Below are 12,067 nucleotides of genomic sequence, written 5' to 3'. Positions count from 1 at the left end.
TCCTCAGAACAGATCGCTGCGGGATTTCAGCAGGGCTTCAACGTCTTTATCCACCTTGATATGGATTTCATGCTCGATTTTCACGTTCATGTTGATAGTGATCGGCTCTTTGGGCGCTGCCACTTCAATGCGCGGCGTGCAGCCTGACAGCAGCGCGACGACGGCCACGGTGAGTACACCAGCCCTCTTTTTCATTGTTGTTCCTCACTTTCCTTGCCTGTCGAACCGCGGAGAAGGGGTATCGCCGCATGTTGCTCAAACCATGTTTGCAGATTGTCCCCAAAGCGCAGGCTGCGCCAGAGGGTAAAAATGTTCTCTTCATGGGTGTAATTCAGGTTTACGAAACTGCTTTTGCCCTCGACGCGGCTGGTGCCTTTAATGGCCGCCTGCATGGTTAACACACCCAGATTATCCACATTGAGTTTTGTCCACGACTGCGAAATTTCCATATAGCGGAGCCAGTTGATCGCCGCCCCGGCAACCACGTTGTCTTTCACAATGGCATCCGCCGTGTCCTGGTCGATGCGCAGCGTCATCGGCCCCGGGTTGGTCAGCCAGCCATCTTTAATGATCCATTTTTCATTGTCCAGCCAGAACGGCAGCGCGCCGCTCACCGGGCCGGACATGGCAAACTGCTTCGGATTCACCGTGCTTATCAGTTCGCTGGAGGAAATATTATCCACGCGTAGTAAAGCCGGATCGTGCTGCGGCATTCTCAACTGCTGCATGGTGATTTTCCCGCCGAGCGCTTCCACCTTCACGTTGGTGAGCAGGAGCGGGTTCGCTTCGGTCCAGGGATAATCGCCCTGGAGATCCGCGGTGATATTTCGGGCTGTGACCAGGTTTTTTACCTCGTCGATTCGTAACGTTACCGGCCCGCGCGTGCCCAGCGACCAGGTACCCTGGCTTAAGCGGAACGGCAGAACAAAATCAACGCCGTTGATTTCGTTATCCGGCATCCACGCGCTGCCCGCTTTCAGCACCCCGTGCCCCCCGGCCTCAAACCCCTGATCGGAGGCCGCTGAGAAAGCCACCTGTGCGTACATTTCGCCGCCGCGCAGGGTCAGTTTCCAGTCTGGCGGGATCAGCGGCTGGAACACCGTAAGAGACTGTTTTGGCCACCAGGCCTGACCGCGAAGGCGTTCGCCATCCCAGCGTCCATTCACCTGGACCGGGCCGATGTCGTCCGCATGCAGGTTCCCTTTAAACTGGAACACCGTCGGGTCTGTCCCGTCAACGCTGAAGGTCAAAACGGACGGCGGCAGCACGCTTCCGCCCGAGAAGCTTGTTTGCCCGGCATTGAGCGCGAGCGCGCCGCTAAAGGTGGGGTTATCCGGGTCCCGCGACCAGCGCACCGGGTGATCCAGCACCAGGCGCGGCTTGCTGACCAGCATCGTACCGTACTGCAATTTGTCGAACCCCGTGGAAAGATCGGTCAGTTCGATAACGTTGTCGCGCCACTCCCCGGTTCCCCGGACATCCCAGCGCGCGTTCATCGGCGTGAAGTTCCCTTTACCCCAGTAGCGCCACTGCCACAAACCGTTGTCCGGTAAAAAGTCGTTAGCCTGGCCGTCCAGATGCAGCTCAAAATCGCCCATCTCGTTTTCATGCGCCCGCAGAATGGCTTGCAGGCGGCCGTCCACGCCCTTCTGCGTGAGCTTCACGCCTGCCAGCGGCCAGCGGATCTCATCGATATCCAGCGAGTCGATGATGCGCCCGCGCGAGCGCAATAATGCGCCGGGTTCAAACGTAAGCTGCGGATCGTAAAGGCTGCCGGTCAGCTTCGCCGGGAGTCTGGCATACAGGATCAGATCGTTTTGCTTGGCTTCCCCGCTCAGGTGCAACGGCATAGCGCTGTTTTCCATACTGAGCGAGCCGGGACCGATATTCAGCACCGCGTTGCCCTTCCCCGCATCCCCCTGGGTCAGCACGTTGAGCCGCCCCGTGAACGTGGCTTTCTCCAGCCCCTGCTGCCAGTTATCCACTTTCAGCCTGACGCGACCGCTCATCGGCATACCGGAGGCTGACCAGTTCCAGCGTCCGTCGCTGATGGTTAACTGCTGAGCGGTGATCTGCCACGGTAAATCGAGCAGTGGATCGGGGTTGTCCCGCGCCATGACCACCAGCTGGCCCTGATTGTCCTCCCAGTCCAGATCGGCATCGACCAGCGAGGATAACTGTGGCACGTTAAAGGTCGCGACCGTATGCCCTTTCACCGGCACGCCGTCCGGTACCAACGGCAGGGTAAATTCACCGATCAGCTTCACGGGCTGCGGCTGATCCGGCAGTTGCACATCGAACTGGCTGATGGAGAGCGTCTGGCCGCGCAACTGCCCCTTAATGCTCACCTGCTCGCCGTTATAAGTGATGTCCTGGCGGGCTGGCGTGAGTGAAGCATGCAGCTCACCCTCCCACTGCTGCCAGGGAGAAAGGGTAAAGCGGTGGATGGTCAGCCAGGTGTTGGGCAGGATGGCCTGCCACTGCGCCAGCGTTTTCGGCGCCACCGTTGAGGACGCTGACTGCGGTAATTTGCTCAGGCAGACAGAGTTAAGTTCAAGTGCGCCAATATCCAGATCCCAACGGCTGGGGTGTGACAGGGTCACGTTTTCCACGCGGGCAATTTCGCACTCTTCTACCAGATAGCGTAGATCGGGGATGATCAGGGCGTGGCGCGTGAGCCGTGGGCTTTCTTCAAACGCGATGCGCGTTCCAACAGGGAGCCAGATCCCGGCGAGCGTGGGTACCCACTGGGCGAGCGTCATCAGCAGCGTCAGCGGCACGAGTAATAGCAGCAGTAATAGCGCGATTGCGGCTTTGTATTTACCCTTCATGGGCAGTTAATATCCTGATTTTGCGAAAAAAATAAGCCGTTCTTGCCGCTCATTGTCGCATGTTTAGCCAGTCAGTTGAAGGTAATGCCATTTTTAAGAGTAGATGCTCTACAATAATTCATAGAACTTATTGATTTCAATGAATTTTGAAAAATTGTAAGATAATTTTAAACATGCTAACGTGGTTCCAAAATCACTGGAGAAAGTCTTATGAAACTCGCGGTATATAGCACAAAGCAGTACGACAAAAAGTATCTGCAACATGTTAACGAGACGTACGGTTTCGATCTTGAATTTTTCGACTTTCTGCTGACTGAAAAGACGGCTAAAACCGCTCACGGCTGCGAAGGCGTGTGTATCTTCGTTAACGACGACGGTAGCCGACCGGTGCTGGAAGAGTTGAAAAAACAGGGCGTGAAATACATTGCCCTGCGCTGCGCGGGCTTTAACAACGTCGATCTCGATGCCGCCAAAGAGCTGGGTCTGAAGGTCGTTCGCGTCCCAGCCTATTCTCCGGAAGCCGTGGCTGAACATGCCGTCGGGATGATGATGTCGCTCAACCGTCGTATTCACCGTGCCTATCAGCGTACCCGTGATGCTAACTTCTCTCTGGAAGGGCTGACCGGCTTTACCATGTACGGTAAAACCGCAGGCGTGATTGGTACCGGCAAAATTGGTGTGGCCGCCCTACGCATCCTGAAAGGATTTGGCATGCGCCTGCTGGCGTTTGATCCGTACCCTAGCGCCGCTGCGCTGGAGCTGGGCGTGGAGTATGTCGATCTGAAAACGCTCTTCTCGCAGTCTGATGTTATCTCCCTGCACTGTCCGTTGACCCCGGAAAACTATCACCTGCTTAACCAGTCGGCGTTCGACCAGATGAAAGACGGCGTGATGATCATCAATACCAGCCGCGGTGGACTGATCGACTCTCAGGCCGCTATCGAAGCGCTGAAAACGCAAAAAATTGGCGCGTTGGGTATGGATGTGTATGAGAACGAACGCGACCTGTTCTTTGAGGATAAATCTAACGACGTGATTCAGGATGACGTGTTCCGTCGCCTGTCGGCCTGCCACAACGTGTTGTTCACCGGCCACCAGGCGTTTCTGACCGCCGAAGCGCTGATCAGTATATCGGAAACCACGCTGGGGAATTTACAGCAGCTTGATAAGGGCGAAGCGTGCCCTAACGCGATCGTTTAAGACCGTCAGGCCGGGTGGCGGTAACCTCTGCCCGGCCAATAACAAGCCCATCAGAAAAATAAGCACAGGTTAACTATTAAGACGGGTAACGTTCACCGTAAATATAACAATCAAGGATATGACTGTTCCGGTGTGACCATATCAGAATGAGACTCTGATGAAGGCTGCGTGATTTGCTGCACTATCGTAACCAGTTGTTCAAAAACAGCTCTCATTTGCGTCGGGTAGGTTAAAGACAACCAGGTTGCCAGCACTGCTCCAGCCAAAAAGCCCAACTTCATACACCATCCCTAATAAATTCAGCGAGATTCAAGCTTTAACGTATGTGTGGTGCCGGGTGCCTCCCGGTGAGTCGTTGGCCAGCCACCTTGACCCGCTACTGATTGCCTAAGCTACACGTGCTGTTTAGCCCCTCCGCACAGGGGGATTCACCACGCGAGAAAAATAACACAGTGCCCCGGCTGGTTTAGGGGATATTTCGTTTAAAAATAAATAATGACCATACAAATTTAATCTATAACTGTTTTCAGGAACCCTTCTACACTTTAAGCGGATATATCAGTAATAAGATTAATATAAGTCAGTTTTATTACGTCCCTAAATGCTGGGCTATTTACTTAGCCTTCACACGTTTTTGCCATTAGCAGAGGAGTCTGAAATATGGCATTCGTAACAACGAAAGATGGTGTCAGTATTTATTACAAAGACTGGGGTCCGAAGGATGCGCAGCCGATCGTTTTCCATCACGGCTGGCCGCTGAGCGCCGATGACTGGGATAACCAGATGCTCTTTTTCCTTGCAGAAGGCTTCCGCGTCATCGCCCTCGACCGTCGTGGTCATGGTCGTTCCGATCAGGTGAGTGAAGGTCATGATATGGATCATTATGCCTCCGACGCCTCGGCCGTGGTCGAAAGCCTTGATTTGCGTAATGCAGTGCACGTCGGCCACTCCACCGGCGGGGGCCAGGTCGCCAGGTACGTTGCGAAGTACGGCCAACCTCAGGGGCGAGTGGCCAAAGCGGTACTGGTCAGCGCCGTTCCTCCGCTGATGGTAAAATCAGACGCTAACCCCGGCGGAACGCCCATTGAGGTGTTTGACGGCTTCCGCCAGGCGCTGGCCGCTAACCGCGCCCAGTTTTACCTCGACGTCGCCAGCGGTCCTTTCTATGGATTTAACCGAGACGGAGCAGAGGTTTCACAGGGCACAATTCAGAACTGGTGGCGTCAGGGAATGATCGGTAGCGCCAAAGCCCACTATGAAGGCATTAAGGCGTTTTCAGAGACCGACCAGACGGACGATCTTAAAGCCATTACGGTTCCCGTCCTTGTGTTGCAGGGTGATGACGATCAGGTCGTCCCCTATAAAAATGCCGCCCTTCTACAGGATAAGCTGCTCGCAAACAGCGAACTCAAAATTTATCCAGGCTTCCCGCATGGGATGCATACCACGCATGCAGATACCATAAACGCCGATATACTGACATTTATTCGCTCATAAAGACGATGATTATCCATAATACAACCGGGCATCACGCCCGGTTTTGTATTGCGGCAAGAATTGAGCAACCATTTCAGGAAGAAACGCCTACAGGAGTTTGATTTTTACTTCGTACCCCTCGAGGCCCGTCATGGCCTCACGAGCGATAAACTCTATTTCAGAAACTTCCTGCCCTGTTTTTTTTCGTAACTCTGCAATTTTTTTGGCTATAAGCGCTGAAATCTCTTCCTCTGCCTTTTGTGTCAGTGCGTCAACTTTCATCTTTACCTCTTACGACCGTTAACTGTATCCATTCTCTAAATGGTTTTAACCATAACCCTTTGTAAAGCGTAGACTATCTGCGTTACGTATGCTGCATTAACCTTAAGATGAGCAGCATGATGGAGCCGTCACATTTAAACATGCATTTATGTTGCATTATTTGAACAAGCTGTTATTGTCCCAAAGCCTTAGAGCACATAAACATAAGAAAAGTTTTGACTTAAACTTGCCCCGCATCAGGGGCATTTTATTGGCTGTCTGTAAGCAAAAAACCCGCCAGAAGCGGGTTTTTGTGGTATTCGAGAAAATTATTTAAAGACTTCTGCGACGGCCTGGAAGTTAGGGCCATGCTCGCGGGCAGCGATAATGACGTAGTATTTCCCGCCCTTCTCGTCTGCCAGTTTTGAGAGTTTTTGATGAAGATCTGAAGGTGAAGAAATTTGTCCACCTGAAGCCCCTACAGATACATTACCAAGGTATTCAAGTTTGAAGTGGTGCGCTTCATCCTTGGAAATCATATCTGCCGCAGATGCGCCGAAGCTTGCTACTGTTAAAGCCAATACACTCCCTAATAGTGCTTTTTTCATATCATTCCTCCTGTTGATGAATCTATATATTTAACATTAGCACCAAATATGTAAATGATCCGTATCAATATTGTAGAAGGATTGAGCATCACGACCAGCCATCACTGACCTGAACAGCGGGTGCAGCAGTTTCATCTACTATACTGACCCTTGTAGTGAGCATTTATCTGTCCGGTTGCGCCTGAAGCAACCGAAACTTACCTGTACCATGACCATCAGGAGAACAATATGCACACGAGTAAAACCCTGAAAAGGCTGCTAGCCGTATCAGCAGTTGCAGCAATGTTCAGCACCGTTGGCGTACAAGCCCAGACGACAAGCGCCGCACAAACTCAAACTGCGGGCAAGGCTCAACCGGACGCCAGACTCAGCTCCGGCGACGAGAAAGCGTTGAAGGACATGGCGCAGGCCAATATCAACGAAGTCGCCGCCGCCAGGCTCGCCCTGGACAAGGCCCAAAGCAGTGAAGTGAAAACATTCGCTCAGAAAATGGTCGACGATCACGGCGCCGCGCTGACCAAAGTCCAGACCGTTGCCCAGAAAAAGGGCGTGGAGCTGCCGACCGAACCAGACGCCGCGCATAAAGCCCTGAACTCAAGGCTGGAAAACCAGCGTGGTGACGCTTTTGACAAAATGTATATGGAATATGCTGGCGTGAAGGACCACGAGAAGGTGCTGTCGAAGCTTAAGAGCGACGCCAGTAAAATCGACGATCCGGATGTGAAGGCTCTGGCCAACGAGCACACGCCGGTCGTTGAGCAGCACCTGAAGTCCGCCGAGCAGATGTCAACCCACTCCGGCGCATCAGCCGATAAATAACGCGTCGGTAAAACGACAATTGCAAAACAAAGTGGGGCTCGCAGGCCCCACGCTTATTTCCCCTTACTGATGGATTATTCCGGCAAGGCGTAGACCACCACCTGATCGCCCACCTGATCCTTCAGGATCGTATTCCCGCCTGCCACGAAGGCCACATACTGGCGACCTTTATATTCATAGACTGACGGGTTCGCTACTGCCGGCGCTTCTACCTGATCGGACCACAGCTCTTCACCGCTCTCGACCGAGTAGGCACGCACTTTGGCATCCATTGAAGCACCGATGAAGATCACGCCGCCCGCCGTCACTGCCGGGCCACCAATGGTAGGTGAACCCCAGCTCTCCGGCATGAAGAAGCCATACTGCTGGGAGGCGCCAACCGGACGACGCCATTTCACATCGCCCGTATGCATGTCCAGCGCCACGATTTCGCCAAACGGCGGCTGCCAGCACGGCATGCCCAGCCAGTTGCTCGCCACCAGCAGACGCATACCGTACGGGGCGCCTTCCTGTGGGGCAAAGCCGCTTTCGTTACCGGAGTCTTTGTCTGCGTTATCGTAATCTTCGCGGCTGTAGAGCTTCACGTACTGGACGATATGCGAGGTGTTGACGATGGCGATCTGTTTTTGCGGATCGAACGCCACCCCACCCCACTGTACGCCGCCAGCGCTATCAGGATAGGTTAGCGTGCCTTCGCCCTTTGTGGTCGGCGGAGTATACATTCCCTCATAGGTCAGGTTATCCCACAGACGAGAGCACTGGCCGCCACCGACGATATCCGCCAGCTTCCAGATTTCCGGTTTTTTCGACTGGTCGAGCAGCGGTGCGGGTTTGGTCGGGAACGGCTGCGTGGGCGAGAGAACTTCACCCTGAACCGAACCATCACCCTGCGGAACCGGACGTTCTTCGATTGGCCATACGTCCTCCCCCGTCAGGCGGTTAACCACGAACAGGAAACCCTGCTTGGTGGCCTGAATCAGCGCCGGGATCTGCTTGCCGTCTACGGTGATGTCCATCAGCGTCGGGGCGGAGTTAATATCGTAATCCCAGACGTCGTGGTGTACCCATTGACGGGACCAGACCACTTTACCGGTGTTGATGTCCAGCGCGGTGGTCGAGGTGCCAAGCGGAATAGCGTCCACGCGGTTGCCGCCCCAATAGTTGGGAGATGGCGATGAAACCGGGAGATAGACCAGCCCGTTGGCCTCATCGGCGGACATGTGCGTCCAGACGTTGGCGGTACCGGTACGCTTGCGGATCTCTGCCGGGGTCGCCTCAAAGGTCCATTCAAGCTTACCGGTCTGGGCGTTGACTGAAAATACGGTGCCCGGAGGGGCTTCGGCATAGGCCCAGTCCTTCCCGGCCCAGCCCACCAGCAGATGGTTGCCGACAACGGTTGGCGGTTGCAGGACAGAGAGCGGATACTTCGCGTTAACGGTATTCCACTGGTTCAGATCCAACACGCCGTTATTCGCAAAGCCGCTGCAAGGTTTGCCTGAATCGGCGTCCAGCGCAAAGAGCTTGCCGTCAACGGTGCCCATATAAACCATCTTCTGGCATGCCTCTCCGCTCACCGGATTTTTGGCCTGCCAGTAGGAAACGCCGCGGTTTTTCAGCACTGGCTGGGTCAGCGCCTTGCGCGACGATTTCGTGTCATAATGCCACTTCTCTTTACCCGTCCCCGGATCCAGCGCAATCAGGCGATCGAATGGCGTGCCAATGTAGAGCGTATCGTTGGCGAAAATGGGCGTTGCGGACCAGACGGTAGCTGGCGTATCGCCTTTACCATCCGAGACGTCGCCGGTATGGAATTCCCAGACTTTCGTTAATTTCCCGACATTATCCGCCGTAATTTGGGTCAGGGGGCTGTATTTCTGCGCGTTAAGCTGGCCGTGGAAGCTGTCCCAGGTGGGCGTGCCGGGCACCAGCGGCGTCGCGGGCTGGCTGGCCGAGGCGACTTTCTTTCCGTCACCGCTGCCGGTTGAGGCATCGTCGGTGGTTTTTGTGGTTCCGGGTGCCTGCTGATCGGCGGCATCAATGTTAAGCGATTCCTGGGTCCCCTGAGAGGCCTCAGTGGCCTTATCCTGCGCCTGTAGCGCGAGCGGAGCGACCAGCAGCGCCAGCGCCGTCATGCTGACTTTTATGAAGGGATAATGCTTATCGTTGTGCACGGGCGGCTCCTCAGCTTCTGACGCGATGGTTGTAACGGGCGGAATGGCTGCTCAGCATAATCAGACCTATCAGGCCGACCACCATGGCTGCCGTTATGATGTACTGGTGCAGCAGCGCGGCGGCAAAACCAATACCCGCCAACACCACCAGGGTGACAATAATCAGGAAAACGCGCGCCCCGCGACGCGATGCCGCGCGTAGCATAACGGTCAGGATCGCCAGCACTACGCTGGCAATGACCACGCCCAGTGCGCCAATGGTGCCAGTGACGCCAGTAAGCGGCGTCCACCAGGCGTATAGCGCCACCGCGAAGGCTATTATCGCGGTCAGCAGCAGCAACATGCTGCCGACCCGCGAGGATTGAGAATGCAACATACCAGGAATCCCCCTCTAAAAATGCAAAATTGACCATTATTAAGGCGTTTTCGTGGATATATGCCCCTGCTGCCCGCCGCTATTAAGGCAACGCGACGTGTGGAGCGGCGGCATATTTCACTAAACGTAACTGAGTATAGAAGAGGATTTTTTTATGGGGCGTTTAATAGCAGGCATAAGACGCCTTGTGCCCCTTCGCCACCATAAAGATAGCGTTATGTTACAAGACAGTTCGAAAGCTACGAGCAGGTTACGTGATTGTCTATATCCTGTTTTTTAATTTGAGGCATAACGGGATAATTTTCCATCCAATAAAATAATTAAATAAGCCCCCCTTCAATATGATGGCGCCTTATGTTACTTAATAAAACAGGGTATTTATTTTTTAATTAACAGACGTGCAGGCAGGGAAAGTCAGTCGTTATTTGTTCGTTAATTTAACAAATCCCCTTCTTAATTAACCGCCTGTTAAAGCATCGTCAAAGAATAACGATAGTTATTGCAGGCATACACATAAGGTTTACGGTATGCGAAATCAAACCCCTCCCACCCGTGGTGTAATGGCGCAGCAACGACTACAGGCAGATAAAAACTAAATAAGTCATCGCTCCTCTAACAACGCGGTAAAATATGATGAATAAAGCCACCACTCTCTCAGCTAATATTACAACACGCTCTAACTGGCACTGGCAGGATAACATCTGGACGCTGGGCCTCTACGGTACAGCCGTCGGGGCGGGAACGCTGTTCCTGCCCGTGGAAATCGGCACCCGTGGTCCGGTTATTTTCCTGGTCATGCTCCTGCTGGGGCTGCCGTTATCCCTGATCCCCCATTTACTCCTTTGTCGTGTGTATATGCGAGAAGAGAAGAATGAAAACGGCACGTTGCCGATCTTCGGCTCCTTCTTCAGCGGACGGGGTGAAAAGCTGATCACCCTGTTCTATTGTGTGACCTTCTTCCCGGTAACCCTGGTTTACGGGGTGGCGCTGATTAATGCGCTGAGTAATTTACTGGTGGAGCATCTGCATATTACCGCCCTCAGCCGTGGGCCATTGTCGTTTATCGTGGTTGCCGCACTTTATGTGGTGCTTAGCAAGGGCCGGGACAGAGTCGTGGCCATTATGAGCGCGCTGGCGCTGCCGTTCGCGGCATCTGTACTGCTGATCGCCGTATCACTTATCCCGGGATGGCATCTGTCTAACCTGACCGATACGGCCGCTGAAATGAACGCCACGCCGCTGCCGGTAACGCTGAAAAATATCTGGCTGACGCTGCCGCTTATTACCTTCTCGTTTTGCTGTGCGCCTATGGTCTCTCCGCTGAGCTCTTACTACCGGGAGAGGAAAGCGGAGGGCGAGAAAAAGGCACTGTTCGTGATCCGCATCGCCTATTTAGCCATCTTCGCCAGTATCCTCTTTTTCGTGCTGAGCTGCGTGCTGGGGATCCCGCATGACAACTTTGTAAGGGCGAAGGCGGAAAACCTGAATGTGCTGTCCGTGATGAAAGGAAACGGTGATTTCAGCCTGATTTACCACATTGCCCCGCTCATCGCTATCATCGGTATGACGAAATCCTTTCTCGGCGTAGGCCTGTCGGTCGCACAAACGTTTGGTCAGCTGGCTGCCAGCGTATCCGGCAAAAAGGCCAGCGCCAGCAAGCGGCTGGCCTCTCTGGCGCTGTTCCTGCTGACCTATGGCATTGTTTATGCCAATCCGGATGTGCTCAGCCTGATTGAAATGTTCTGCGGACCACTGATCGCGGTGATCCTGTTCCTTATCCCTGCGTACCTCATATACACCCGCCCCTCGCTGGCGGAGCTTCGCGGCGTGACGGTGTTTCTGGTTGTTCTGGGCGGACTGGCAACGCTGTCTGCATTGCTCTGGACAATGCTTTAGCCTGAACGCCGTTTGACTGTACCCATATACAGTAGTATTTTACGTTCAGGCTGAATCACATGCGTAATATCCATAAGGTAAACAATCATGTTTGTGGAACTGGTTTATGACAAGCGAAACGTACAGGGGCTGGAGGGAGCCAGGGAAATCATCCTGGCCGAGCTGACTAAACGCGTGCACCGGATTTTTCCTGATGCCAGCGTGACGGTTAAGCCAATGCAAGTGAACGGCCTGAACAGCGACGCCAGCAAAAGCGACCGTGAAAAGCTCAACCGCATGCTCGAGGAGATGTTCGAAGAGTCGGATATGTGGTTGATACAAGAGTAACCGGGCGCAAAGCCCGGCTCTGTTTTCAACTAACAATACCCCTGTGTATTCAGGCCGCGATTTTCCAGCATCGGTTCAATCTCAGAAGCATGCCCGCGCGAC

The 12,067-nt window shown here is 53.9% G+C and carries 11 protein-coding genes; 5 read left to right on the top strand and 6 right to left on the bottom strand.

The window, feature by feature from the left end; translation table 11 throughout:
- Nucleotides 1–3 precede the first annotated feature (3 nt).
- Complete coding sequence (locus ACOTXD_RS15335; protein WP_003857369.1) at nt 4–195, bottom strand: YnbE family lipoprotein; 192 nt, start codon at nt 193–195, stop codon at nt 4–6.
- Nucleotides 192–2,831 (bottom strand): YdbH family protein, encoded by a 2,640-nt coding sequence (locus tag ACOTXD_RS15330; protein ID WP_421766453.1) that lies wholly within the window; start codon nt 2,829–2,831, stop codon nt 192–194. The genes ACOTXD_RS15335 and ACOTXD_RS15330 overlap by 4 nt, the downstream gene beginning before the upstream one ends.
- A gap of 210 nt (nt 2,832–3,041) precedes the next feature.
- Between ACOTXD_RS15330 and ACOTXD_RS15325 the strand changes: the two genes are divergently transcribed.
- The gene (locus ACOTXD_RS15325) at nt 3,042–4,031 is read left to right on the top strand and encodes a 2-hydroxyacid dehydrogenase (protein ID WP_003857375.1); all 990 of its coding nucleotides are present in this window, start codon (nt 3,042–3,044) and stop codon (nt 4,029–4,031) included.
- Between the two features lie 660 nt (nt 4,032–4,691).
- On the top strand, nt 4,692–5,528 hold the full coding sequence (locus ACOTXD_RS15320; protein ID WP_023324588.1) for an alpha/beta fold hydrolase: 837 nt from the start codon (nt 4,692–4,694) through the stop codon (nt 5,526–5,528).
- Nucleotides 5,529–5,615: 87 nt separating this feature from the next.
- Here ACOTXD_RS15320 and ACOTXD_RS15315 read toward each other — a convergent pair whose 3' ends face one another.
- Together ACOTXD_RS15315 and ACOTXD_RS15310 are read right to left on the bottom strand one after the other, a co-directional pair.
- A complete protein-coding gene (locus ACOTXD_RS15315; protein WP_003857379.1) occupies nt 5,616–5,789 on the bottom strand; it encodes a GnsA/GnsB family addiction module toxin in 174 nt (57 codons plus the stop codon).
- A gap of 308 nt (nt 5,790–6,097) precedes the next feature.
- Nucleotides 6,098–6,376, bottom strand: a complete 279-nt coding sequence (locus ACOTXD_RS15310; RefSeq protein WP_003857380.1) for a DUF1471 domain-containing protein — start codon at nt 6,374–6,376, stop codon at nt 6,098–6,100.
- A gap of 228 nt (nt 6,377–6,604) precedes the next feature.
- Between ACOTXD_RS15310 and ACOTXD_RS15305 the strand changes: the two genes are divergently transcribed.
- Nucleotides 6,605–7,195 carry a DUF4142 domain-containing protein gene (locus tag ACOTXD_RS15305; protein ID WP_003857383.1) on the top strand — a complete coding sequence of 197 codons (591 nt, stop codon included), beginning with the start codon at nt 6,605–6,607 and terminating at the stop codon, nt 7,193–7,195.
- 74 nt (nt 7,196–7,269) lie between these two features.
- Here ACOTXD_RS15305 and ACOTXD_RS15300 read toward each other — a convergent pair whose 3' ends face one another.
- Together ACOTXD_RS15300 and ACOTXD_RS15295 are read right to left on the bottom strand one after the other, a co-directional pair.
- On the bottom strand, nt 7,270–9,366 hold the full coding sequence (locus ACOTXD_RS15300) for a pyrroloquinoline quinone-dependent dehydrogenase (RefSeq protein WP_061856141.1): 2,097 nt from the start codon (nt 9,364–9,366) through the stop codon (nt 7,270–7,272).
- A gap of 10 nt (nt 9,367–9,376) precedes the next feature.
- Nucleotides 9,377–9,742 carry a hypothetical protein gene (locus tag ACOTXD_RS15295; protein ID WP_022651139.1) on the bottom strand — a complete coding sequence of 122 codons (366 nt, stop codon included), beginning with the start codon at nt 9,740–9,742 and terminating at the stop codon, nt 9,377–9,379.
- A gap of 633 nt (nt 9,743–10,375) precedes the next feature.
- On the opposite strand from ACOTXD_RS15295, the gene ACOTXD_RS15290 reads away from it, so the two are divergent.
- Both ACOTXD_RS15290 and ACOTXD_RS15285 read left to right on the top strand, forming a co-directional pair.
- Complete coding sequence (locus tag ACOTXD_RS15290) at nt 10,376–11,638, top strand: amino acid permease (protein WP_080336822.1); 1,263 nt, start codon at nt 10,376–10,378, stop codon at nt 11,636–11,638.
- An 87-nt stretch (nt 11,639–11,725) separates the two neighbouring features.
- Nucleotides 11,726–11,965, top strand: coding sequence for a DinI family protein (locus tag ACOTXD_RS15285; RefSeq protein ID WP_061856142.1), 240 nt, complete (start codon nt 11,726–11,728; stop codon nt 11,963–11,965).
- Nucleotides 11,966–12,067 lie beyond the last annotated feature (102 nt).

It is taken from the genome of Enterobacter cloacae complex sp. CDL013 (assembly GCF_049238805.1).
In the GTDB taxonomy this organism is placed as follows: Bacteria; Pseudomonadota; Gammaproteobacteria; order Enterobacterales; family Enterobacteriaceae; genus Enterobacter; species Enterobacter hormaechei_C.
The sequence above is the reverse complement of the archived record's forward strand: the minus strand, read 5'-3'. Positions and strand labels throughout refer to the sequence as shown.